This window comes from Tenacibaculum xiamenense (genome assembly GCF_964513065.1).
Classification (GTDB): Bacteria; Bacteroidota; Bacteroidia; order Flavobacteriales; family Flavobacteriaceae; genus Polaribacter; species Polaribacter xiamenense.
The window spans coordinates 23,728-49,202 of record NZ_CAZEQU010000011.1; the positions used below are offsets into that span (position 1 = coordinate 23,728).

At 32.9% G+C, this 25,475-nt stretch carries 17 protein-coding genes; 11 read left to right on the forward strand and 6 right to left on the reverse strand.

The genetic code is table 11. The features are described from left to right. Window position 1: 1 nt before the first annotated feature. On the reverse strand, window positions 2-487 hold the full coding sequence (locus ACKTTV_RS03405; protein WP_408029408.1) for an acetyl-CoA carboxylase biotin carboxyl carrier protein subunit: 486 nt from the start codon (window positions 485-487) through the stop codon (window positions 2-4). Window positions 488-914: 427 nt separating this feature from the next. Between ACKTTV_RS03405 and ACKTTV_RS03410 the strand changes: the two genes are divergently transcribed. Then, window positions 915-3,284 carry a TonB-dependent receptor gene (locus ACKTTV_RS03410; RefSeq protein WP_408029409.1) on the forward strand — a complete coding sequence of 790 codons (2,370 nt, stop codon included), beginning with the start codon at window positions 915-917 and terminating at the stop codon, window positions 3,282-3,284. Between the two features lie 119 nt (window positions 3,285-3,403). On the opposite strand, the gene ACKTTV_RS03415 is transcribed toward ACKTTV_RS03410, so the two are convergent. After that, a complete protein-coding gene (locus tag ACKTTV_RS03415; RefSeq protein ID WP_408029410.1) occupies window positions 3,404-3,826 on the reverse strand; it encodes a hypothetical protein in 423 nt (140 codons plus the stop codon). Window positions 3,827-4,314: 488 nt separating this feature from the next. Here ACKTTV_RS03415 and ACKTTV_RS03420 point away from each other — a divergent pair, with 488 nt between their 5' ends. Then, window positions 4,315-10,539, forward strand: a complete 6,225-nt coding sequence (locus ACKTTV_RS03420; protein WP_408029411.1) for an endonuclease — start codon at window positions 4,315-4,317, stop codon at window positions 10,537-10,539. A gap of 467 nt (window positions 10,540-11,006) precedes the next feature. On the opposite strand, the gene ACKTTV_RS03425 is transcribed toward ACKTTV_RS03420, so the two are convergent. Beyond that, a complete protein-coding gene (locus ACKTTV_RS03425) occupies window positions 11,007-12,071 on the reverse strand; it encodes a zinc metalloprotease (protein ID WP_408029412.1) in 1,065 nt (354 codons plus the stop codon). Window positions 12,072-12,472: 401 nt separating this feature from the next. Between ACKTTV_RS03425 and ACKTTV_RS03430 the strand changes: the two genes are divergently transcribed. Continuing rightward, window positions 12,473-13,174 carry a Bax inhibitor-1/YccA family protein gene (locus tag ACKTTV_RS03430; RefSeq protein WP_408029413.1) on the forward strand — a complete coding sequence of 234 codons (702 nt, stop codon included), beginning with the start codon at window positions 12,473-12,475 and terminating at the stop codon, window positions 13,172-13,174. A gap of 148 nt (window positions 13,175-13,322) precedes the next feature. On the opposite strand, the gene ACKTTV_RS03435 is transcribed toward ACKTTV_RS03430, so the two are convergent. After that, window positions 13,323-14,534 carry an aminotransferase class V-fold PLP-dependent enzyme gene (locus ACKTTV_RS03435; protein ID WP_408029414.1) on the reverse strand — a complete coding sequence of 404 codons (1,212 nt, stop codon included), beginning with the start codon at window positions 14,532-14,534 and terminating at the stop codon, window positions 13,323-13,325. A gap of 217 nt (window positions 14,535-14,751) precedes the next feature. On the opposite strand from ACKTTV_RS03435, the gene ACKTTV_RS03440 reads away from it, so the two are divergent. The 6 genes from ACKTTV_RS03440 (at window position 14,752) to ACKTTV_RS03465 (ending at window position 20,179) form a co-directional block, all read left to right on the forward strand. Beyond that, window positions 14,752-16,077, forward strand: coding sequence for a serine hydrolase domain-containing protein (locus ACKTTV_RS03440; protein WP_408029415.1), 1,326 nt, complete (start codon window positions 14,752-14,754; stop codon window positions 16,075-16,077). A gap of 3 nt (window positions 16,078-16,080) precedes the next feature. Further along, window positions 16,081-16,422: an SdpI family protein gene (locus tag ACKTTV_RS03445; RefSeq protein WP_408029416.1), complete on the forward strand. Its 342-nt coding sequence runs from the start codon at window positions 16,081-16,083 to the stop codon at window positions 16,420-16,422. Between the two features lie 351 nt (window positions 16,423-16,773). Further along, window positions 16,774-18,486, forward strand: a complete 1,713-nt coding sequence (locus ACKTTV_RS03450; protein ID WP_408029417.1) for a hypothetical protein — start codon at window positions 16,774-16,776, stop codon at window positions 18,484-18,486. Further along, window positions 18,461-19,120: a hypothetical protein gene (locus ACKTTV_RS03455; RefSeq protein WP_408029418.1), complete on the forward strand. Its 660-nt coding sequence runs from the start codon at window positions 18,461-18,463 to the stop codon at window positions 19,118-19,120. Before ACKTTV_RS03450 ends, ACKTTV_RS03455 begins: the two co-directional genes overlap by 26 nt. A 350-nt stretch (window positions 19,121-19,470) precedes the next feature. Further along, window positions 19,471-19,692 (forward strand): hypothetical protein, encoded by a 222-nt coding sequence (locus ACKTTV_RS03460; RefSeq protein WP_408029419.1) that lies wholly within the window; start codon window positions 19,471-19,473, stop codon window positions 19,690-19,692. 1 nt (window position 19,693) lies between these two features. Continuing rightward, window positions 19,694-20,179 carry a hypothetical protein gene (locus ACKTTV_RS03465; RefSeq protein ID WP_408029420.1) on the forward strand — a complete coding sequence of 162 codons (486 nt, stop codon included), beginning with the start codon at window positions 19,694-19,696 and terminating at the stop codon, window positions 20,177-20,179. A 34-nt stretch (window positions 20,180-20,213) separates the two neighbouring features. Here the strand turns inward: ACKTTV_RS03465 and ACKTTV_RS03470 are convergent, their stop codons facing one another. Then, window positions 20,214-20,891 carry an SCO family protein gene (locus ACKTTV_RS03470; RefSeq protein ID WP_408029758.1) on the reverse strand — a complete coding sequence of 226 codons (678 nt, stop codon included), beginning with the start codon at window positions 20,889-20,891 and terminating at the stop codon, window positions 20,214-20,216. Window positions 20,892-21,055: 164 nt separating this feature from the next. Here ACKTTV_RS03470 and rseP point away from each other — a divergent pair, with 164 nt between their 5' ends. Then, on the forward strand, window positions 21,056-22,402 hold the full coding sequence (gene rseP / locus ACKTTV_RS03475; protein ID WP_408029421.1) for an RIP metalloprotease RseP: 1,347 nt from the start codon (window positions 21,056-21,058) through the stop codon (window positions 22,400-22,402). Between the two features lie 65 nt (window positions 22,403-22,467). Beyond that, entirely contained in the window at window positions 22,468-23,550 is a 1,083-nt protein-coding gene (gene dinB, locus ACKTTV_RS03480) for a DNA polymerase IV (protein WP_408029422.1), read from the forward strand. On the opposite strand, the gene ACKTTV_RS03485 is transcribed toward dinB, so the two are convergent. Further along, window positions 23,547-25,472, reverse strand: coding sequence for a tetratricopeptide repeat-containing sensor histidine kinase (locus ACKTTV_RS03485; RefSeq protein WP_408029423.1), 1,926 nt, complete (start codon window positions 25,470-25,472; stop codon window positions 23,547-23,549). The two genes, dinB and ACKTTV_RS03485, sit on opposite strands and share 4 nt — an antisense overlap. Between the last annotated feature and the right edge of the window lie 3 nt (window positions 25,473-25,475).

The window sequence follows — 25,475 nt, forward strand, 5'->3', positions numbered from 1 at the left end:
CTTACTCCATTTCAATTAACACTGCATTCTTTTCAACCTTGGCACTTGCTTCTACTAAAACAGATTTCACTACACCATCTCTTGGAGCTAGCAATGTATTTTCCATTTTCATGGCTTCTAATACCAAAATACCTTCACCTTCTTTCACCTCTTGGCCAACTTCAACATCAACCGAAACAATTAATCCTGGCATTGGGGCTTTGATGTCGTTTTCCTTTTTAACCGAACTCGCCTCCAATCCTAATTCGCTAATTAAAATATCTAACGAATCCGATAATTTCACGTCATATCTATTTCCATTGATCTCAACGGTATAGGTTTTATCGTTAAAATTTTGCGCTACTATTTTTGCTTGAAAAGAGGTTTCATTATCTAAAACATGAAAGCTTCCATCGGATTTAAATACCGAATCTAGTTTTTCAATTTGCTGGGCGGTAAAATCAAAATTATAGTTATTATTGACTTTTGCCTTGAATGGTTTGCTCATATATTCACTATTTGTCCGCACTAAAATATTAAAATTTTACGAAATATTTTAACAGAAAAATAAACGAAAACGTTGTTTTAATATAAATACTGCAAAAAAACCACACATTTCAGCCATTTCTTTACATATTTTAAACTTATCTTAAGTTACACCTTGTTATTTAAACTTTCTGCTTTAATTTTGCCATGTTCTCAAAAGGGGTGCCTTTTATTATTTTGAATTTTAAGTTGTTAATTGCTTTAAATACTTTTAAAGTACGAGAAAAACCAAAAATTTTAAATCTGCAAAAGGCTGAGATCATACCCATTGAACCTAGAACAGGTAATGCTGTTTAGGGAAACATTAGAAAGTTAGACACTTTCGTTTTAAGACAACACTGATTAATTATTGAATAATCACCTCTTTTTATTCGTTTTATTTATATAAAATGACATTTCACTCATTAGTTAAAAAAGTGAACCTAGTAGCTTTTTTAGCAATTATGCTTACTACGTTAAATGCTAATGCACAAAGCATAATTTTAACTGGTAAAGTTATCAATCAAAATCAACAACCACTAGAAGGTGCTTCTGTTATTATTCCTTCATTACAAAAAGGAACTATTACGGATACGGAAGGAGAGTTTAAACTTAAGCTTTCTAAAGGTATTTATGAAGTAGAAGTATCTTTCGTTGGTTTCAAAACTCTAAAAAAACAGATTGATACAAACAACTCTCAAGAACTCATTTTCCAATTAAAAACAGATACTATTCTCGATGAAGTATTAGTATCGGCTGTTCGCGTAAAAGCAGATGCGCCTGTAACTCACTCTAACTTATCGAAAAAGGAGATTGCCAAACGTAATTTAGGGCAAGACATCCCTGTATTATTAAACTACCTACCTTCTGTTACTTCTTCATCAGATGCAGGGGCGGGAATTGGATATACGTATATCCGTGTTCGTGGTTCGGATGCTTCTCGTGTAAATGTTACCATTAACGGAATTCCTTATAACGATGCTGAAAGCCAAGGAACTTTTTGGGTAAATATGGGAGATTTTGCTTCATCAACTGAAAACTTACAGTTACAACGCGGTGTTGGAACCTCAACCAATGGTTCTGGTGCTTTTGGAGCTAGTTTAAATATCTTAACGGATGCTGTTTCTGAGGAAGCTGGAGGAGAAATTTCAAACTCGTTTGGTTCTTTTGGTACGAGAAAACATACCGTGAAGTTTACTACTGGAAAAATTAATGAAAATTTCGAATTAGCAGGACGTCTTTCGAATATCTATTCTGATGGTTATGTAGATCGTGCTTTTACTGATTTAAAATCATATTTTCTTCAAGGAAGTTATACAGATGAAAACACTTTGATTAAAGCGCTTGCTTTTGGTGGACAAGAAAAAACTTACCAAGCATGGTTCGGTTTAACCAAAGAACAACTCGAAGAAAACCGTCGTCAAAATCCATATACTTATGACAACGAAACTGATAATTACTGGCAAGATCATTATCAATTACATTGGAATGAGAGATTATCTGATGAATGGTCAACCAACATTGGTTTGAACTACACCAGAGGTAAAGGATATTTCGAGCAATTTAAAGATGGTGAAGATGCTGTTGATTACAACAACTTAATCGTTGATGGCAGTGATGTAATTGTAAGAAGATGGTTAGACAATCATTTTTATGTGGCTAATGGAACTGCTACCTATAACAATGAAGGTATTGAAGTAATTTCAGGTGTTTCTTATAGTACATATAACAACGAACATTATGGTGAAATAATCTGGGGAAGTGATTTAGCTGCAAACACTAATTGGGGAGACCGATACTACTTCAGTGATTCTAAGAAAACGGATTGGAGTGTTTTTTCTAAAGTTAGTTTTAACATCACAAACTCGTTAAAAGCGTTTGTTGATCTTCAAGGGCGTTTTGTAAACTATACAACAAAAGGATTGACCTCAGATAGGGATCCAATTGATGTTGATAAACAATTTAATTTCTTCAATCCAAAATTAGGGTTAACACATAGATTTGATGAAAACCATAGTATTTATGCCTCTTATGCAAGAGCAAATAGAGAGCCTAATCGAAATGACTTTGAAGGTGGAAACTCACAACATGAAAGTCTGGATGACTATGAGTTAGGATGGAGATTCTCTAATAAAAAAGTAAAGTTAAATACAAACATATACTATATGGATTATCAAAACCAGTTGATTTTAACGGGTGCTATTGATCCAAATTCAGGGGAACCTCTGAGATCTTCAAGTGGTAATAGCTATCGATTAGGTATTGAAATTGATGCCGATATTCAACTGGATAAAACTTTATGGATTCGTCCGAACATAGCATTCAGTGAAAATGTAAACCAAGATTATTATGCTGAAATTGATGGTGTATTAACCAATTTAGGAGATACGCCTATTACTTTTTCTCCTGATATTATTTTTGGTAACGCATTAGTTTATCAGCCAATATCAAACCTTCAATTGGCATTTTTATCGAAATATGTAGGGAAACAATTTATGAGTAATTTGAATAGTACTGTATCCGATTTAGACGTTTTAAAAGGATTCTTTACAAGTGATTTCAACTTTACATACGAACTTAAAACCAAGAAGATATTCAAGTCAATTGTATTCACGGGAATTGTAAACAACATCTTCAATAAAGAATATGTCGACAGAGGTTATTATTATACTTTCGATGATACTTGGTCAAATCCTGGTACTACAACAACTGTTGATGGTGCTGGTTTTTATCCACAAGCTACGCGTAACTTCTTGTTAGGAGCAACTTTAAAGTTTTAATAATAGCCTAACAATAAATCTTTAGATATTTTTAATTCAACCTACTTCGAATAAAGTATTTAAAACTAAATTTAGATTTCGTTTATAAAAAAGACCGAGCTAATGCTCGGTCTTTTTGTTTATTCAGGTTTTCCCAACCTCATCATTGTTTCAATGATTTCTTTCAGTTCTTCTGGAGGATTTCCATGATCGAACACAGAAGATTTATATTCTTGTCCATTAACTTTAACAATTAACTCAGCTTGCATCGCCCTATCTGAAGCTCTATCATTTGATACTGCTTTAAAATGACTCATATCCGAAAGCTTGGTATTATTAATAAACTTAATCAGTTTCTTTTTATCTACTTTAGAAACTTTGAGTTCTTTCTCATGATTTCTATCTTTATAGAAAAGCTTATCTGATGTTATCTTCAAAACCAAAGAACTACCTCTAGTTCTTGCTTCATAAATTATTTCATCGAAATCCTTAATTCCTTCTTGACAAAAAGATAAACTCCCCGCCCAGAAAAAGAATAATATGATTAGTTTTAAATACTTCATTATAAATAGGGTTTAATGCTTTTGGTTTAAAATTACATCTTTTTTATTGTAACTAGTGCTTACTATTATCATCTTGATAAGTATTAATGTCCTTTAACCTTTTATACCCAACAAAGTAAGCCTATTGAAGAAGCACTGAAGAAACGCAATATTTACTTTACACACACCTTGTTCAATAACAAGTAAAAACACTAAAAATCAAACAAAAAGTACATAACACACTATAAAAAGTCTAATCCATGAAGTGCTTTGTTAAAATTTAACAAAAAACAGTATTTTTGTTGAGTGATTAACAAACTGAATTTTAAAAAGTAACGTTTTATTTAATTATTTTCACGAGCGAAATTAATAACCATTAAAAATTAGCCAATAAACAATTTAAAGTTAACCATTCGTTAACGCTTTTAACACAATCAACCTATAGTTTTACCCAATCTCAAACCTTCCTCCAAACGAGATAAAATTATAAACTACAAAAAACTTTACAAATGAAAAAAAGTACTCTTCTACTTAATATAGCAGTGATGCTTATTATTTTATGTGGATATTCTGGCTTTGCCCAAGTTCCACCTTATTATGACGGTGTCAATGTGAATCAGACCGGGGAATCCTTAAAGGACGATCTTTCCGTTTTGATCACAAATACGCATACTACTTTTCTGAGCTATACGCCGGGAGTTTGGGATGCTCTAAGACAAACCGATTTAGATCCAACCAGTCCAAACAATGTATTACTTATTTACGGATATGATGATTCTGATAACAACCATGTTACGGATCGTACACGTTCCAAGGATAGTAATGGAGGAAACACTGGTGATTGGAACAGGGAGCATACATTCCCTCGCTCATTAGGAAGCCCGAACTTGGGGAGTTCAGGTCCTGGAGCCGATGCACATCATTTAAGGTCAAGTGATGTTAATATGAACTCTAACAGAGGAAACTCTCGCTTTGCGGATGGAAGCGGAAATGCAGGAAATGTTTCTGGGGGATGGTATCCAGGTGACGAATGGAAAGGTGACGTTGCCAGAATGATGATGTACATGTACTTACGTTATGGATCGCAGTGTTTACCAAGTGCTGTGGGAACAGGAACACAGAATTACAATGCTGATATGATGGATATTTTCCTAGAGTGGAATGCGGAAGATCCTGTTTCTGCCTATGAAATTAACAGAAATGTTCTTTTAGAAAGTATCCAAGGAAATAGAAACCCGTTTATTGATAATCCAGCTTTTGCTACTTCAATTTGGGGAGGACCTCAAGCGGAGGATCGTTTTAATTCTGGAGGAGGAGATACAGAAGCTCCTACGGCTCCATCTAGCTTAAGCGCTCAAAACACTACACAAACAACTACTGATTTATCATGGACTGCTTCAACGGATAATGTTGGCGTAATTGCTTATCAAATATTCAATGGAAGTACACAAATCACAGCGACATCAAATACAAATTTTACGGTTACTAACCTAACTCCAAATACATCTTATACATTCTCTGTAAGAGCTATTGACGCTGCTGGAAATGTTTCGCCTAATAGTAATATAGTAAATGTAACAACTCTTGAAGACACAACTCCACCGACAGGGTCGGCAATTGTTTTTCAAGGATTTGAAGGAACATCAAATGATACTTGGAACTATACCAACTCTCCTGTAAATTGTACAAACGGATCGGACGTTTGGGATATCGTAACAAGCGTTGGCTCTATTAGTTCAGCAAATACAGACAGTAACTTTTTCGGAGTTCAAGATCTAGATGGTAACTGTGGTTCTGCTGATGGAGGTACCATAGCTTTCGAAAGTGTAGATATTTCAAATTATACGGACGTAACCTTATCGTTTGCCATTAATGTTGTTGGTTATGATGTTGCCAATGGTGATGTAATTAGCTATGAAGTTTTTCAAGATGGAACCTCTCAAGGTGTTGTTACTATAACAGATGCAAGTCCATACAGCACAAACGGTTGGGTAAACATTGAAGAAACCATTCCTGATACTGTAAATTCAGTTAGTTTTACAATAAGTGTTAAACAAAACGGAGGTAGTGATTATGCTGGTTTCGATGATGTTCAATTACAGGGAAATGAAACAGCAACTACTCCTGATATTATCATTAATGAAGTAGATGCCGATACTCCTGGTACCGATACTCAAGAATTTGTTGAGTTATACGATGGTGGTGCTGGAAATACTAGTTTAGATGGTTTTGTATTAGTTTTTTATAACGGTTCAAACAATCAAAGCTATGCTGCTTACGATTTAGACGGACAAACTACAAATGCCGAAGGATACTTTGTTATTGGAAATCCTGATGTACCAAACGTTTCTTCAATTACATTCAATAGTAATGGATTACAAAATGGTGCCGATGCAGTTGCTTTATATTTAGGTGATGCTACTGATTTCCCAAATAATTCAACAATCAGCACAGATAATTTAGTAGATGCTTTTGTGTATGACACCAATGACGGCGATGATGCTGACTTGTTAGTATTATTAAATGCTGGTCAAGAACAAATTAATGAAGGTGGTGCTGGTAATAAAGATGAGCATTCTTCTCAAAGAACCCCTAACGGTTCTGGTGGAGCAAGAAATACAAGTTCATACGCACAACTTGCGCCTACTCCAGGAGCAAAAAATGAAGAAGCTACAACTCCTGTAAATATCGTTATTAACGAAGTTGATGCAGATACTCCGGGTACTGATACGCAAGAATTCGTAGAGTTGTATGATGGAGGTGTTGGAAATAGTAGTTTAGACGGTTACGTATTAGTTTTTTATAACGGTTCAAACAACCAAAGCTATGCTGCTTATGATTTAGATGGGCAATCGACGAATGCGAACGGATATTTCGTGATTGGAAACCCTGATGTCCCTAACGTTTCTTCAATTACATTCAACAGTAATGGATTACAAAATGGTGCGGATGCAGTGGCTTTATACCAAGGTGATGCTACCGATTTTCCAAATAATGCAGCGATTACAACAGACAATTTAGTAGACGCTTTTGTATATGATACAAACGATGGTGATGATGCTGAATTACTAGCATTATTAAATGCTGGTCAAGAACAAATTAACGAAGGTGGTGCTGGTAACAAAGATGAGCATTCTTCTCAAAGAATCCCTAATGGTTCTGGTGGAGCAAGAAATACAAATACTTATGCTCAATTGATTCCTACTCCAGGTGAAGAAAACATGGCGCCTGTAGCTCCTTCAAATATTGTTATTAACGAAGTTGATGCGGATACACCAGGTACTGACACTCAAGAATTCGTAGAATTATATGATGGCGGTGCTGGTAACACTAGCTTAGATGGTTATGTATTAGTTTTCTACAACGGTTCAAACAATCAAAGCTATGCCGCTTATGATTTAGATGGACAAACTACAAGTGCAGATGGTTATTTCGTAATCGGAAATCCTGACGTGCCAAATGTTTCTTCTATTACTTTTAACAGCAATGGATTACAAAATGGTGCGGATGCAGTGGCTTTATACCAAGGAAACGCCACTGACTTCCCAAATAACTCAGCAATTTCAACAGATAACTTAGTTGATGCTTTTGTATATGACACTAACGATGGTGATGACACAGAATTATTAGTACTACTAAATAGCGGTCAAGCTCAAATTAATGAAGGTGGTGCTGGCGATAAAGACAATCACTCTTCTCAGCGTTTTGCAAATGGTACTGGTGGAGCGAGAAATACAGATACTTACGTACAAGCTTTACCAACTCCAGGGGCGGTAAATAGTAATGCTACTGAAGAAATCAATTTAATTATTAACGAAATTGATGCGGATACAGCTGGTTCAGATACCTTAGAGTTTATCGAATTATATGATGGAGGAACTGGTAATACTAGCTTAGACGGTTTTACCATTGTATTATATAACGGTTCCATTGATCAAAGTTATGCTGCTTATGATTTAGATGGACAAACAACAAATGCAGAAGGGTACTTCGTTTTAGGAAATACTGATGTTGCGAATGTAAACATGATTTTACCAAATAATGGTTTACAAAACGGAGCAGATGCAGTAGCTTTATACCAAGGTAATGCAACTGATTTTCCAAACAATTCTGCTATTACGACCAATAATCTGATTGATGCATTGGTTTACGATACGAACGATAGCGATGATGCAGAGCTTTTAGTTTTATTAAATACTGGTCAAGCTCAAATCAACGAGGGTGAATTAGGAAATAAAGACGGTCACTCTATACAACGTATTCCAAACGGGCAAGGTGGAGCGAGAAATACAAGTACCTATACTCAGGCAGATCCTACACCTGGTACAGAAAACGGAGCTGAACCTCCTACACCCGATGTAATTGTGATTAGCGAAGCTAGAGCAAAAGCAGACGGAGAAACAGTTACTGTTTCAGGTGTATTGACGGTATCAGATCAATTCTCTGGATCAGCATATATTCAAGATAATACAGGTGGAATTGCCATTTTTGATGAGTTAGTTCATGGTGATGGTGTTTTCATGATTGGAGATTCAATTACAGTAACAGGAACTAGAAGTAGTTTTAACGATCAAATCCAAATTAGTCCAGTAACTGAGGTAACCAATAACGGAACTCCTTCGAATCCAATTACTCCGCAAACAATTACATTAAGTCAATTATCGGAGTATCCTGGTCAATTAGTTCGTATTGCTAATCCAGCATTCCCAGCTCCAGGAGATATTTTGTTTGGAAATTCAAACTATACACTTACGGATACAAGTGGAATGGGAGAAATTAGAATCGATATTGATGTTGAAAGTATCGTTGGCTTAGGGCAGCCTGAATCTTGTAACGAAGTTGTAGGGGTTATCGGAAGATTCCGAGACACGTATCAAATCTTACCAAGAATTAGAGAAGATCTTGCTTGCGCAAGTGCGTACGAAGTACCAGACATTTTCGTAGAAGTTGATAAATCGAAAGCATTAGATATTGTTACTTGGAATATCGAGTGGTTTGGAGATGAGGAAAATTCACCTTCAGCAGGAGATCCAAATTCAGATGCAATTCAAAAAGAAAGAGTAAAAAGCACCATTCAGGCATTGAATGCTGATATTATTGCTGTACAGGAAGTTGTTGATGTTCCTTTATTTACAGAAATGGTTAATGAATTACCTAACTATGAATTCATTCTTTCTGATGCGACATCATATCCTAACGATACAGCAGGAGCTAAACAACGAATAGGTTTTATTTACAATAGTGCAACAGTGAATATTACAAGTTCAAAAGTATTATTAGAATCTATTCACCCATATTACAACGGAGGAGACGATTCAGCACTTTCAAATTATCCTGTTGCTGATAAAACAAGATTCTATGCTAGTGGTAGATTACCGTTTATGATTACTGCAAACGTTACTGTAAATGGAAATACTCAAGAATTCAATGTAGTTAATCTTCATGCAAGAGCTAATAGCGGTAATGGTGCTCAAGATCGTTACAACATGAGAAAGTTCGACGTTGAAGTATTAAAAGACACTTTAGACACATCTTACTCAGACAAAAACATCATTCTTCTTGGAGATTATAATGATGATGTTGATGAAACTGTTGCTGATGTTACAACAACTACCTCTACGTATGATGCATTTGTTCAAGATACAGATAATTATAGTATTGTTTCTTCTTCTTTAAGTGATTTAGGATTTAGATCTTTCGTATTTAGAGAAAATATGATCGATCATATTACACTTTCTAATGAATTAACAGAAGAACATATTGCAACATCTGAGCGTGTACATTATGAGTTTTATAACGCTACTTATACAAGTACTGCTTCGGATCACTTCCCTGTATCAACTCAGTTATTACTAAAAACACTTACTGTTGATAGTTTAACTACAACAAATGCTACCTGTAATGGAAATCAAGATGGTACGGTAACTGTAAATGTTTCTGGAGGATGTGCTCCTTATGTTTACACTTGGAGTAGTGGAGCATCAACTGAGGAAAATACTATTTCTGATCTTGCTGCAGGGACTTATACAGTAACTATTACAGATGCTTTGGGAATTACAGTAACGGAAACTTTTATCATTACAGAAAACGAGCCTTTAACAGCTGTTTTATCTGGAGAACAAACTATTTATTTCGGATATGAAGATAATTCTTGTGCTACTATTAATGTTGTAGAAGTTCAAGGAGGTACTGCTCCTTATACATATCAATGGAGCAACGGAGTTACTACAGCGAATAATACTGTTTGCCCTACAGAAACCACTACTTATTCAGTTGAAATTACGGACGCCAACGGATGTTCTGTAACTGCTGAAACGACAGTAAATGTAATCGATGTAAGATGTGGTAAAAAATTGAATCGTGTTGAAATGTGTTTCGGAGGAAGAACTATTTGTGTTCCTAAATACTTCGTAAACTTCTACTTATGCTACGGAGCAACATTAGGTAGTTGCGATCCAAATACAAATGAGTTTTACTTTACTCAATTCAGAGTATTCCCAAATCCTTTTGCTAGAAACAGTTATGTTAAGATGAGAGGTACTGCTGATCAAACAGTAAAACTAATCGTTTACAATTTCAGAGGTACAAAAGTATTTGAAAAAGATGTTGACCTAGTAAATGGTAGGGCTAGAGCAACTCTTAAATTATCTCATTTAAAAAGAGGACTTTATTATTTACAGGCAGTTGTAGATGGCGAAGTTAAAAAGAGAAAAACATTATTTAAATATAGATAGAAGAGCAACCTCTTTATATTAAAATTACCAATATGCATTCCGGTACTCCCTCAAAAGGTACTGGAATGTTCTTTTTTACACCAAATATGAGACTTTAAAAGCCAATCAAAGCGTAATTGAACAAGATAAAGCTAGCAAGCAATAAAAAGTTTCTCTATATCTCCTCTAACACCAGTTAAACAATAAACTTTTTATACCAAAAAGCTCAAAGCAAGTTTAATAACAATCAATTCAGACTCTTTTTAAAACTCTGAATCAAATAAATTTCTCCGGGACAAGCCTATGAAGTATTCTATTAGAATATGTTCTTACCCCAAAAAGGGTTGACTAGCCTAGGGAGTATTAACATATAAAGAATAAAAAAGGAGCCTAGTTAGGCTCCTTTTATAAATCTAATCAAGATACATTCTGAAATATTCATTCATATTTTAAGGATCAAGAATGATTCAGGTTTTTTGATATTTTGTTTAATTCAACATTGATGCTCTAGCACCACCTGGTTGAAAAATTGCTCTCATTCTGTTACGTTGACCATCTGTAAACATATACATACAAGCATCATCCACATAATCCATATAATTCATAGTCATATCAGGAGACTTACAGTTTACTGTTGGATAAGAAGGACATCCATAATTAGGTCCATCAGAAGAAGGAGTATCCGCCACGAAATCATCTTGACGACATCTTCCGTCACCCCAAATATGACGTAAATTTAAATAGTGCCCTACTTCATGAGTCATTGTACGACCTTTATTAAATGGAGCCGATACATAACCCGTGGTTCCAAAATATTGAGGAGAACATACTACTCCATCAGTAGATAAATTTCCTCCTGGGAACTGCGCATACCCTAAAATTCCTCCCCCAATATTACACACCCAAATATTTAAGTGAGTTTCAGGAGTTACAGGAGGATAAGCTGATTTTACAGCATTATTAGTTCCCCAAGAAGTTCTTGAATCGGCATGTCTGAAAGTTCCAGCCAATGTAAATGAAAACTCTGCATCCGTAACATCATTTTCAAAAGTAGTTCCTGAAGGAAGGTTTAAATCATTATTAGCTGCTCTAAAATCATCATTCAAAACTCTCATTTGTGAAGTAATCTGAGCATCGCTAATATTTTCATTAGAATTACTATAAACTACATGAACATAAACTGGAATATTGATAATTCCTAATCCATCAGCAATTGGAGCCACATCAACATCGCCGCTTCCGCCGCCGTTGTTTCCTCCACCACCATTTCCTCCACCTGGTTTTCCTTTACCAGCCAAAAACTTACGGGTAGCAAATTCTATGTCATACATTTTTTGATATAACTTAGGATTCTTTTCAAGCTGTGCATTTAAAACTCTCATAGAATGACACTTGTGATCTCTACCTCTATCGTGACTTTCTTCAGTTTTCACATAAAAATCACTCATGTCAATGGTTTGCTGATCATCTAAAGGTAAGTTGTTTTTAGATTCATCTTGACATCCTACGAACATAGCAGATACCACTGCTACCGTGAACAATAATTTTTTCATCTTGTAATAATTTAATTTAATGTTTTTTAAAAAACCTTCATTGATTTCCCCAAATCAAAACAAGAAGTTAATTTTTTACTTTTTTCGTAAAAAACAGAAGGGTTTTTTAATGGATCTCAATATATAACTTTCTTTCATTATCAAAAATTCTTTTTTTTATTAAATAAAAAACTTCATATCCCTTTATTTATCGCTTGTGAGGGAAAATTCACAAAATACTGAAAATCAAAAAACAACAAATAAAAACTCAAAAAAACGTCAGATTAACAAAACAAAACCACAAAAATTAAACAAAAACCAACCTTTTTGTTTATTAATTAACAAAAACAAAATATTGAATTCTAACCATTACTCCCAAAATCAATTTTTATAGATATATTTACCAAAAAATATAATTTATTATGGAAAATTTACACAACACTAAAGTCTTAGTGGCTCAAGTATCTCAAACCGAAAGAATTGCTTTTTACAAGAAAACATATGCTCATGTAGCTGGGGGAGTTCTTCTTTTTTTAGTTTTTGAATTTTTATTCTTACAAAGTGCAACGCTTGTAGAATTTGCACTTTCTATGTTAGACGGATATAAGTGGTTAATTTTATTAGGAGGTTTTATGCTAATTACAAATTATGCTGAAAGTACCGCAATGAGAACCTCGGACAAAAATGTTCAGTATTTGGCCTATGCCGTCTACATTTTTGCTGAAGCCTTTATTTTTATTCCACTTATCTACATTGCTATTAGTGCTGTCAATAGCTTCGAAATTTTAAATCAAGCAGCCATTGTAACTCTTGGTTTATTCGCAGGAATTTCTTCAATTGTTTTTATTACGAAAAAAGATTTTTCTTTTATTAGGGCTGGTTTAGCGGTAGGATTTTTTATCGCTATCGGATTAATTATTGCTGGAGCGCTTTTTGGTTTCAACCTAGGATTATGGTTCTCAGTAGGGATGTGTGTATTAGCAGGAGGTTCTATTTTATACCAAACTTCAAATATGGTTCATAAGTATTCTACAGATGATTATATTCCTGCAGCCTTAGGATTATTTGCTTCTTTAATGTTATTATTCTGGTATGTAATCCAAATTTTCTTATCTAGAGACTAATAAATAAAACTTATAAAAAACACAAAAGCATCTCAAAATCTCGAAGGGTTTTAAGATGCTTTTTTTCTTATTAAGGGGAAATTAATAATTTTCGATACAACTACTTAGTCGTAACTAAAACTTCACCTTACAAAAAAATATTATTTTTTTACACCAACATCATTTGAGCCTTTTTTACAGCCCCTACAAGTTGATCTATTTCTTCCTTTGTATTATAAAAAGCAAAAGACGCTCTAATAGTTCCTGGAATACAAAAGAAATCCATGATTGGTTGTGCACAGTGATGACCAGTTCTTACGGCAATTCCTAATTTATCTAAAATAGTTCCTACGTCATAAGGATGAACACCTTCAATATTGAAAGATATTACCGATGTTTTATGACTTGTTCCATAAATCTTCAACCCCTCAATTTTCTCAAGCTCTTGCGTTCCATATTCCAATAACTCATTTTCTTGCTTTGCAATCGCGTCAAAACCAATTGAGTTCATATAATCTATAGCTACTCCAAAAGCAATACCTCCACAAATATTTGGAGTTCCTGCTTCAAATTTATGAGGTAACCCTGCATAAGTTGTTTTTTCAAAAGTTACGGTTTCAATCATTTCTCCACCACCTTGGTAAGGAGGCAATTCATTTAGTAACTCTTCTTTCCCATATAACAATCCTACCCCCGTTGGTCCACACATTTTATGAGCAGAAGCTACATAATAATCGACATCCAACTCCTGAACATCAGGTTTAATATGAGGACAAGCCTGAGCTCCATCAATCAAAACTTTAGCCCCTACCTTATGAGCTGCATCAATAATTTCTTTGATAGGGTTAATTGTTCCTAACGCGTTAGAAACATGATTACAAAATACAAGCTTAGTGTTTGAATTTAAAAGCTCATGAAAAGCATCCATTTTTAACGCACCATCATTATCCATCGGAATTACCTTTAATACAGCTCCTACTTTTTCACATAACATTTGCCAAGGTACTATATTCGAATGATGTTCCAACGCCGACACCAAAACCTCATCTCCTTCCTTTAAAATTGATGCATAACCAGATGCTACAATATTTATGCTATGAGTGGTACCTGCTGTTAAAATTATTTCGTAAGAATTCTTTGCATTAAAATGCTTTTGAACCTTTATTCTTGCTTCTTCATATTTATCAGTGGCCTCTTGGCTTAAGGTATGAACTCCTCTATGAATGTTGGCATTATAGTTCGAGTAATAATCCACAATAGCATCAATCACCACTTGAGGTGTTTGAGAAGTAGCTCCATTATCAAAATAAACCAATGGTTTGCCGTGCACTTCTCTCTTTAAAATAGGAAAATCTTCTCTAATTTTTTCTATGTTGAACATCTGCTAACTTATTTAAAACAAAGGTACGGCTTGCAATTTAAAAATGATAATGTTCAAATAAATTATTCTAATAGAGCTATAAAAACCCTATATATTAAAAGGATTCCAAATTGATATTCTAGTAAAGAATATTAGAACAAACCATGTTAGATAAAGCTTATGATTTTATTTACTTTCTATTTAAAAAAATCATGTATTTTTGAGAAAAACATTGATAATGAAATTATTAAAAAAGTTCCTTTTACTTCTACTTGCTATTGTTGCTATTGCTTTCTATTTTAACTATCCTCGATTAAATATTCTAGCTGGTTATTCTGCTAAAAATACAGCTTCATCCGTTTTTGTTGCGAATAGAACACTTGCTTTTACGGATAGTACTGACAATAATTTTTCACCTATTCATTTAACCACTGACAAAATTAATTCTACGGAAAAATCAGCATCAGGTTCAGCTTTTGGCTTACTCACTCGAAAAGCAGTGTATCGTGAAGGTCTGGGTTGTGTGCTCGTTAGTGATGATTTTGACACTTCTAAATCATTTCCAATACCAAACAGATCACAGGGTGATTTAATAACTCCTTATCCTTACGGAAATGGACCTCAAAAAGACACCATTTTTGCTAATATCGATTATGACATATTGAATACATCTGTGGAATCAATGTTCAATAATGTTAATAAAACAAGAGCGGTTGTTGTTATTTACAAAGACCAAATTATTGCAGAGAAATATGATACTGGTTTTAATAAGGACTCTAAGATTTTAGGTTGGTCTATGACTAAAAGTATTACTGGAACCTTGTTTGGTATTTTACAATGCCAAGGAAAACTAAATGTATTTGATAAAGCTCCTATTTCAGAATGGCAAAATGATGATCGAAAAAACATTACAATTCATAATTTGTTACAAATGAATTCTGGACTGGAATGGGATGAAGATTACAATACTATTTCTGACGTAACGAAAATGCTTTTCTTAGAAAAAGACATGACCAAAACTCAAATTGACAAACCTTTTGTTGGAAAACCCAATGAAACTTGGAATTATTCTTCGGGAACCACCAACTTACTATCAGGTATTTTGAGACAACAATTCGATTCTCATCAAGAGTATTTAGATTTCTGGTATAAGGCCTTAATTGACAGAATAGGCATGAATTCTATGATTGTAGAAGCTGACATGAGTGGAAATTATGTTGGATCATCGTATGCTTGGGCAACACCAAGAGATTGGGCTAAATTTGGGCTTTTATATTTGCACAACGGAAACTGGAATGGAGATCATTTATTTGATAAAGATTGGGTTGATTATGCAACCACTCCTACACCGACTTCTGATGGCTGGTATGGTGCTCAAATATGGCTAAATGCTGGAAGTAGATATCCTGACGCTCCAAAAAACATGTTATCATTCAATGGTTATCAAGGGCAAAATGTTTTTATTTTACCTGATCAAGATATGGTGATTGTTCGTATGGGATTAACAAAAAATGCAGATATTAATGTATTTTTGAAAACTGTAATCTCATCCATAAAACATTAAAGAATGAATCCCTATTACTACGTGTTATCAATTAATGGTTTACTATTTGTTTTTAGCATTATTTTTTATCTATTCCCTCCAAAAAAGATCAATTCTATTTATGGGTATAGAACTCCAAAAACAATGAAAAACGAGACCATTTGGAATTTTGCGAACGCTTTTTTCGTGAAACAGTTTGTTATTTATTCGGCAATCTCGCTTGCAATGGCACTCTTATTCGTTTTTTTAGCAAAAGAAGTAAGTTGGCAACCAATGGCTATAATGTTACTTTCTTTAGCTGTTTCTGTCATTAAAACAGAACAAGAAATTAGTAAGAATTTTGACGATGATGGGAAGAAAAAGTAACTCGCTCAGAAGAGGGCTATGAAACAATATTTATAATAACCTTGTAATAGGTGGTTACCTACAAGGAATACTATTTTTTATACATAATTACAAGCATCTTCGAAACCACTATGCTTATTGCAAAATATTCTCCATAAAAAGAGCGTAGATAGTCCTGTACAATCTATTTTCAAAAGCTCAAAATTGAAAATCGTCAACAAAAACTAAGGGTAATCCCTAGTTTTAATTTCAGGGAAACTAGGTATTGTTTTCCTAATAAGTTGTTTATATTTTTAGGAGTAACAAAAAATTGCCCCCCTGCTTATATTTTAATTTAAAACAATTCTTGTACGAAGAGAAAAAATTATTCCTATGAAAACAACAAGTTTATTTAAAATTGCTGCATTGCTATGTACCCTAACATTTTTATTGTTTAATTGCCAAAACGATGATAATGGAATTTTATCTGAGAATATCCAGCGTAAAAACAAATTTGAAAAGTTGTTTAATACTAAACTAGTGAGTAAACAACTCAACTTAGGAGAAGATAATATTTATGTTAATTGGAATCAACCAAATATTTTAGAATTAAGTAAAGATGAAAAAAGTGGTACGTATCAGTATTCAATCGAATTAAAAGAGTCAATCATTAATAGTTCGGATTTATTTGTGGAAAAACTCATCTTTAAACTTATTGTTTCAGAAAAAGAGGATCAGGTTGATTTTACCATACTAAGATATGAGCCTTTTAAAAATTCATTAAACATTAATCCGAGTGAAATTAATTTAAACAGGTTTAGCGGAATGAAGTTTATCTTTAACAAGTTAGGAGTAATTCAAGATATTTACACTTACCAAAATGGAGATAAAATAGCTTCGTTTAATGAAAATAAAGATAAAAGAAAAGGAAAATATACCGATATATTATTTTCACGAACAGCATCTAGCGAAGATTTTGATGATTGCACCGATTTAAACGGAAACCCTATAGAAAACTGTACTGGCTCAAATGACGGAAGCGGATCAGGCTCCGGTGCTGGAGGAGGCGGTGGTTATGTTTTAGAAACTACCAGAAATTATACCGATTGGTACAATATGTGCAATACCTGTAATAGTAGTGATGGAACCATTTATTATCATACTGATGGAAACAAATACATTTATATAAAAACAGTTTACGATGGTTCAAACTCACGATGGGTTTGGGTATCAGGTGGAGGTAATAGGTATATAGATTTCTTTGACTCAAGAACTGGAGGAGGTTCTAGAGGGCCTAATTTTAATGCTAACGACCAAAGAAATTACTCTGGCAGCAGTAATAATGAAACAGGAGATCAACTACCCTGTCCAATTGGATATCAAAAAATTGGGCATGATTGTGTAAAAATTGTTGATGAGGAAGAGCAACTTAATAATGAACTTACGAATGATTGTGCAAAAAACATCTTTAATTTATTAAAAAATGAAACCCCTCTTGGCCCTAGCAATACACCACAAATTACAACTTCATTTACATTATCAGGTGAAATTTTAAGTTTATTTGATAATGCTAATCATATTAATTACACCGTAAGAAATGATAATATTGGAGGTATAGCCGCTGTCACTAACCGAAATTATCCAAATGTTATCACAACTTTTTCAAACAATTATTTAAATAATGCAACAACATTGTCTATTGCTCGAACAATGATTCATGAAAGCGTACATGCTTATATATTACACCAAACGACACCTCCAAATATTGACGGCGATTTTATTTCTGCCATTACAGAATACGCAAAGAAATATGGTTTTGATAACCCAAATAGATTTCACCATGAATTTATGGCGCAATATATTAATGCTATGGCATATTCTTTGTACACATGGGATAGAAATAATGGAGGTGGAAATTTAGGCTGGGAATATTATAAAGCAATGGCATATGGAGGGTTATTTTATGAAGATGAGAATGGAAATCAAAGAGAAACAGATTCTTTTATCATTTTAGAACCATTGCAAATAACAAGAGATAATATCAAAAGAATAATTGAAAACGAACAAAATGGAAATCAACATGCCAAAGGTAAAAAATGCAATTAATATTTTCATTGTCTTTATTACATTCAATGTCTTTTCCCAAATTAATCTGGAGGGGACTTTTTGCAAAAAATCTAAGCATAAAGACTTTGCTACTTGTTATAAGTTTAGTGAAAATAACTTCAAATATGAACATATTGGAGATATTGGTATTATCGAATATGGCGAAGGAAATTTTCTAATAAAAAATGATTCTTTGATATTAATTTATAACAAGACAGAATTAAATAATAAATCAAACTATAAAATAGTTAACACTAGCACCTCAAAAAGTGATTCTATCAAATTAAGATTCATTATTAAGAATAGTTATCATATGTTAGATTATCCATTAAATGGAGCTATAAAAATTAATGATGGTCCCTATATTAATCTAAATAAAGATGGCGAAATAGCTGTTAAAAAAACCTACGATTCGATAAAATTAAAAACAGGAGTTCTACATCAAGACAATTTAGAATTTAAAATAAAAGCGGATAAAAATTATCTATTGGAAGTGTTTTTAAGCGAATCTAGTGGAAAACCAATTGTAAATAGGATAGAAAAATTTAAAATTAATAAAATTTTAAAAGACTCTATTCTTTTATATGAAAATGGGAAAAAGACGAAGCTGTTATTAAAAAATACTCCAAATTAATAAAACCATAACATTGTAAGATAAATAGCAGTTTAAGCGCAAATCTAAAAGTTTGAAAACAATAATAAACCTTATTATAACATATGGCTAAATACTGGAGGTAGATATCCTGATGCTCCAAAAAACATATTATCATTCAATGGTTACCAAGTTTAAAATGTTTTTATCTTACCTAATCAAGTAATCAAGATATGGTGATTGTTCGTATGGGATTAACAAAAATGCCGGTATTAAGGTATTTTGGAATTTTGCGAATGCTTTTTTCGTGAAACAGTTTGTTATTTATTCGGCAATCTCACTTGTAATTGTTGTGTTATTAAATAAAAAATATAAATCAAGAGCAATATTGCATGAACTATAATCTTAACTCCAATAATTGTACTGACTTCGCTATTCAAGTCGCAACCTTATGCGGTATAAATTTACCTGACCCACAAGGTTCATGGTCAGGAGGTTCTGGAAGTACCCCTGGAGCTTTCGGTGAAGCAATAAGACAAATGAACCTTTCAAGTGGAATGGTCCGAAATACGAATGGAGGACAAGCAATATCTAATAATAGAAACTGTAATTAAAATGAATAAAACAATTAATCTTCTCACCATCATAACATCACTTTTTCTTATTTCCTGTGAATCTAATAATATCATAAAAACTCGAGCAGATCTCACATTCAAATCTATATCTTTTATGAGTGCTTATGGAGCATCAGAGGAAGAATATGAAAAGTTAAATAGACAAATCGATTCTTTAGTGTTGAATAAAAATTCACTAACTGAAGAACAAAAGCTTTTTATCTATTTTAAAAAACTCCGAAATTTGAAATTATTGAATAAACCTTATATTTTTATAAGACTTGACCAAGATTCAATTTTACCAGTTTATTTATCATATACAGAATATGATAAAGTAAAAAGTTTTAGGCATGTAGAACTGTTCGATGAAAACAAAAAAGTTGAGTTAGAGCTGGATTTAATTAAAAAAAGCGATAATATTTATTATTCAGAAAATATTACCTCCATAAAAAAAGTAGACGGTACATCTCATTCTAATGGAAACTAAAAAAGGAGCTTTTTAAGCTCCTTTTTCTTTTTACTTATTCGCTATATTCCTGTTTTAGCGTTGAAATATCATCAATGATTTTTTGCATTTCTTCTTTTTTTGTTCCATCATAAATACCTCTTATTCGACGCTCCTTATCAATTAGAACAAAATTTTCAGTATGAATAAAATCATTTTCATCTCCAGTACCTTCATCCAAAACGGCAAAATAACTTTTACGAGCTAAATCGTATATATGTTTTTTATCTCCGGTAACCACGTTCCATTTACCATCAATTACGCCTTTTCTATCAGCATAAGCTCGCAGTATAGGTATACTATCCATTGTTGGCGTTACGGAGTGCGATAAAAAGGCTACCTCATCGTCATCTTTGTAATGCTCTTGTAAATCAGTCATATTACTTGCCATGATTATACAAATGGTTTGACAACGTGTAAAAAAGAAATCCGTTACGTAAATTTTCCCTTCGTAATCTTTCTGAGTAATAATATCACCATTCTGGTTAATTAATTTAAAATCTGCCACCCTATGATTCTTTGATTTACTTCTCAATGAACTATCAACAAGTTTCGGATTGATCTCATTTGGGTTGTAAATAGGCAATTTTTTATCAACTTTTACCAAATGATAATACACAGGTAAACCAACCGCCATAAAAACTAAAAAAAATATAAGAGTACTTTTTGATTTTTTAAAGAACTGTAAATCCATTAGTAGGTAATTATTTACCACAAAAATACGACTTAAAATATCGTTTTTTTCCTGTGAATTTAAAAAGTTTGTTAAAAGAAAAGGTTGATTAGATAACAAACTTTTAGAACTCTTTTTAAAAACGTACATTTGTCAGATTTTAAAATCTAGAAATAACACCTTTTATGGAAATTTTAATAAAAGCATCTCAATTTATTTTAAGCTTATCATTACTGATTGTTCTTCATGAATTGGGGCATTTTATCCCTGCTAAGCTATTCAAAACCAAGGTTGAAAAATTTTACCTATTCTTTGATTATAAGTTTTCTTTATTTAAAAAGAAGATTGGTGAAACTGTATACGGTATCGGTTGGATTCCATTAGGAGGTTATGTTAAAATTGCCGGTATGATCGATGAAAGTATGGATAAGGAACAAATGAAGCAAGAACCAAAACCATGGGAATTTAGATCGAAACCAGCTTGGCAACGATTAATAATCATGTTAGGAGGTGTTACCGTAAACTTTATTCTGGGAATTCTAATCTATATATGTTTATTATGGGGGTATGGTGAAAATTTCTTACCTAATTCTAATGTAAAAGACGGAATTTGGGCGCAAGATTCATTAGCTCTAGATTTAGGATTAAAAACTGGAGATAAAATTTTAAGTATTGATGGTCAGAAAATAGAGAAGTTTGGACAACTGCCTATTGAGTTTATCAACGGAAATAACTTTACCATCGAAAGAAAGGGTGAAACGATTAAAAAGGAAATTCCAACGGATTTTATTTCTAAATTAATCGATAGAGGTAAAAGCGCCGGAGCTTTTATTATGCCTAGATATCCTTTTACCATAGCCAAAGTTCAGAAGGATTCTCTTAATGCAAATTCAGAATTACAACCTAAAGATATTGTTACGGCCATTAACGGAACAAGCATTACCTATTATGATGAAGCAAAACCTTTACTTCAAAATTTAAAAGGTCAAGAAATAACATTAACTGTAAAAAGAGATAATGCCAGTAAGGATGTAGCCGTAAAAGTTTCTGAAAGAGGAAACTTAGGAGTTGTTTGGACAGCTCTAAGTTTTAGTGATTTAGAAAAGTTAGGATATTATTCTCTAGCAAATAAATCATATTCTTTCACTGAAGCAATTCCTGCAGGAACTACAAAAGCATGGACTACATTAACCAATTACATAAAACAACTAAAGAAAATTGTAAATCCTAGTACGGGAGCGTATAAAGGGCTTGGAGGTTTTATTTCAATTGGAAGTATTTTCCCTTCTGAGTGGAGCTGGTATGCTTTCTGGAATATTACTGCTTTCTTATCTATTATGTTAGGGTTTATGAATCTATTGCCTATTCCTGCTTTAGATGGAGGTCATGTGGTATTTACTCTTTGGGAAATGATAACTGGTAAAAAACCAAGTGATAAATTCTTAGAATATGCCCAAGTTGCTGGATTTATTCTATTATTGGCATTACTACTATTTGCCAATGGAAATGATATATTTAGAGCTTTTAAATAGAAAAGCTCTTTGTTAAAATAAAAAACTCCCGAAAAATTATCTCGGGAGTTTTTTATTTTTACTAAATGGAACTCCAGCCACCTTTTAAAAAAATAATTCATGTTGACATGGATGCTTTCTATGCTTCCGTTGAACAACTAGATAATCCCGAACTAATTGGGAAACCCGTAGCCGTTGGAGGTAGTGAGGTTAGAGGTGTAGTTTCAGCGGCAAGTTATGAAGCCAGAAAATTTGGAGTTCGATCTGCTATGAGCGGAGTTTTAGCAAGACAAAAATGCCCTCATTTAATTTTTGTAAAACCTCGCTTTGCTCGCTATAAAGAAATTTCTTCTAAAATTAGAGCTATATTTTATGAGTACACGGATTTAGTTGAACCTTTATCTTTAGACGAAGCGTATTTAGATGTTACAGAAAATAAAAAAGGAAACCCTTCAGCAAGTTTAATAGCCCAGGAAATACGTGAAAAGATATGGACTGAACTACAATTAAGAGCTTCCGCAGGAATTTCTATTAATAAATTCCTAGCTAAAGTAGCATCAGATATCAACAAGCCTAATGGGCAAAAGACCATTAACCCCGATGAAGTTCTTAATTTCCTCGAAGAGTTACCCATTAACAAATTTTATGGCATTGGTAAAGTTACTACGGTCAAAATGCGTAATCTTGGAATTTTTTATGGCTCCGATTTAAAACAAAAATCTCTTGAAGAATTAACAAGATTGTTTGGAAAATCTGGCAATCATTACTACCATATTGTTAGAGGTATTCAAAATAGTGAGGTAAAACCAGATAGAACCCGAAAATCAATTGCTGCTGAAAGAACATTTACAGATAATATTTCTTCTGAAATATATATGTTAGAACGATTGAGTAGTATAGGAGATGAACTGGAGAAGAGAATGACAAATTCTAAGACAAAGGGAAAAACAATCACATTGAAGATCAAATACAGCGATTTTACGCAACAAACGCGTAGTAAAACACTCAACAGCTTTATTTCTGATAAAAAAGACTTCTTTCCTATCATTAAAGAGCTTCTTTATCAAGAAACATTAAGAGAGTCAGTAAGACTTTTAGGAATTTCAATTAGTAATTTAAACACTGAGAAAAAATCCCCGGTTTGGGTCCAGTTATCCTTTGATTTTTAACGTAAAGGGATTTTTAACGTAACTCTTGTACCTTTGGGTTCACCTTTCTTATTCACGAGGTCGGTATACACTAATGAATAGTTGTTTTGAAAACCATCTGCAAAGTTCCTCAATCGTTGCTTTGTAAGCTCAATCCCAATAGACTTTCTCTTTAGGGATTTACTAGTTTTTATTTTTAATGCCTGGTCCCTACCAACTCCATTATCCTCAATATCAATTTGATAATAATCTTCAGAGTGTTTCTTTACCTTTAAAGTTACCAGCTTTTCTCCTTTTTTTGAAGATAATCCATGCCATATAGCGTTTTCCAAAAAAGGCTGAAGAATTAATGGAGGTATTTTCACTTTCTCTGTATTCATTCCCTCATCAACACTTTCTTCATAATCTATTTCATTAGAAAAACGAATATTTTCAATACTCATGTACAATGTCATAGTTTTTAACTCTTCACTTAAACTTACCTCCTTTGTTTTTGAAGACTCAAGAATACTCCTAATAAGTTTCGAAAATTTATTCAGATAATAAACAGCATTTTTCTGCTCGTTTTTAATGATGTATAGTTTAATTGAATTCAAAGCATTAAAAACAAAATGCGGATTCATTTGACTCTGTAAAGCCTCTTGTTCTAACATCAGTATTTTCTTTTCATCATTCAGCAATCGCTGCCCATAAATAGCATATAATAATACTCCAAACAACGCAATAGAAACCAAAGCAATAATTAATACATTTCTATTACGAGTTAATTTTAGCTTGGTAATTTCATTTTCCTTTGCCAAGCCTTTAATTTTGTTATTCTTAACTTCGTTATCGTACTTATTTATTAGGTTGTTTACATACAGTACATTTCTATCATTGAAAGTCTTTCGTTCACCTTCAATAGCTTTCTTATAAAAAATATAAGCATGTTTATAATCTTCCTCAAGTTTATAAATCTCCGACAAATACTCATATGATTTGTTAACGTGTGCAGGAATTCCATATTTTAAACCAGTAAATAATGCTTTTTTTATGTTAACCTGCGCTTCTTTTAATCGTAAAAGTTTTACTTGACAATATCCTAATGTATTATACACTGCTGAAACATAGTAATTGTTTCCTAAAACGTCAACTAACGGTTTTACCTGATTAATAGTCTCATAAGCTTTTAAATACTCACCTTTTATGAGTAACACGTTACTTATACTATTGTGGCAAATGACACGGCCCAAATTAGAATCTGTTTCTTCATTATATTTCAAAGACAGATTGTAATTTTCCAAAGCATTATCAAGATCTCCTAAATTTTGAAAGGCCGTTCCCATATTTTGATAGTTAATAGCCAATCCTCTTTTATCATTTAATTCTTTTTGTGTTACAATAGCAACCTCAAATTTTTCAAGAGCAAGTTTATATTGTTTCAGAGTTAAGTATATATTCCCGATACTATTTTCAGAAATACTCTTACTACGCATTATATCCTCTGGATTTCCTTCATATTTATTTGATAATTCGAGTGCATACTGATGGTAATTTAAAGCACTTCTAATTTTATCTTGCCTTCTATAAACAACCCCAATTAAGTTTAGAGAGATAATTTCAGCAGGAACTTCCTTTATGGCTCGCGAGATTTCAAGAGCTCTAATATGATTCTCAATAGACTCTTTATATAGAGTTTTATTTCTACTCTCTCTACCAATAGAATTATAGGCATATATCTTCCCATAATTATTTTTGTTCTTTATACTTTGCTCCAGCAAATAATGGCGATCTTCACTTGTTAGTTTCTTTTTCCTAAAGAATTTTTGGACTTCAAAAAAAGAATTAAAATCTTTTTCTAAGAAACTATTTATAAGGCTATCATTTCTAACCAGTTCTTTCTGACTAAAAGTAGCTACGGTATTAAAAAATAAATAAAAAAATATAAATCCCAGTTTATACATTGG

Coding starts and splice junctions, on each gene's coding strand:
- ACKTTV_RS03405 (WP_408029408.1), bottom strand. CDS start 487: ATGAGCAAACCATTCAAGGCAAAAGTCAATAATAACTATAATTTTGAT.
- ACKTTV_RS03445 (WP_408029416.1), top strand. CDS start 16,081: ATGAATCCCTATTACTACGTGTTATCAATTAATGGTTTACTATTTGTT.
- ACKTTV_RS03450 (WP_408029417.1), top strand. CDS start 16,774: ATGAAAACAACAAGTTTATTTAAAATTGCTGCATTGCTATGTACCCTA.
- rseP (WP_408029421.1), top strand. CDS start 21,056: ATGGAAATTTTAATAAAAGCATCTCAATTTATTTTAAGCTTATCATTA.
- dinB (WP_408029422.1), top strand. CDS start 22,468: ATGGAACTCCAGCCACCTTTTAAAAAAATAATTCATGTTGACATGGAT.
- ACKTTV_RS03420 (WP_408029411.1), top strand. CDS start 4,315: ATGAAAAAAAGTACTCTTCTACTTAATATAGCAGTGATGCTTATTATT.
- ACKTTV_RS03415 (WP_408029410.1), bottom strand. CDS start 3,826: ATGAAGTATTTAAAACTAATCATATTATTCTTTTTCTGGGCGGGGAGT.
- ACKTTV_RS03485 (WP_408029423.1), bottom strand. CDS start 25,472: ATGTATAAACTGGGATTTATATTTTTTTATTTATTTTTTAATACCGTA.
- ACKTTV_RS03435 (WP_408029414.1), bottom strand. CDS start 14,534: ATGTTCAACATAGAAAAAATTAGAGAAGATTTTCCTATTTTAAAGAGA.
- ACKTTV_RS03470 (WP_408029758.1), bottom strand. CDS start 20,891: ATGGATTTACAGTTCTTTAAAAAATCAAAAAGTACTCTTATATTTTTT.
- ACKTTV_RS03460 (WP_408029419.1), top strand. CDS start 19,471: ATGAACTATAATCTTAACTCCAATAATTGTACTGACTTCGCTATTCAA.
- ACKTTV_RS03455 (WP_408029418.1), top strand. CDS start 18,461: ATGCCAAAGGTAAAAAATGCAATTAATATTTTCATTGTCTTTATTACA.
- ACKTTV_RS03430 (WP_408029413.1), top strand. CDS start 12,473: ATGGAAAATTTACACAACACTAAAGTCTTAGTGGCTCAAGTATCTCAA.
- ACKTTV_RS03465 (WP_408029420.1), top strand. CDS start 19,694: ATGAATAAAACAATTAATCTTCTCACCATCATAACATCACTTTTTCTT.
- ACKTTV_RS03425 (WP_408029412.1), bottom strand. CDS start 12,071: ATGAAAAAATTATTGTTCACGGTAGCAGTGGTATCTGCTATGTTCGTA.
- ACKTTV_RS03410 (WP_408029409.1), top strand. CDS start 915: ATGACATTTCACTCATTAGTTAAAAAAGTGAACCTAGTAGCTTTTTTA.
- ACKTTV_RS03440 (WP_408029415.1), top strand. CDS start 14,752: ATGAAATTATTAAAAAAGTTCCTTTTACTTCTACTTGCTATTGTTGCT.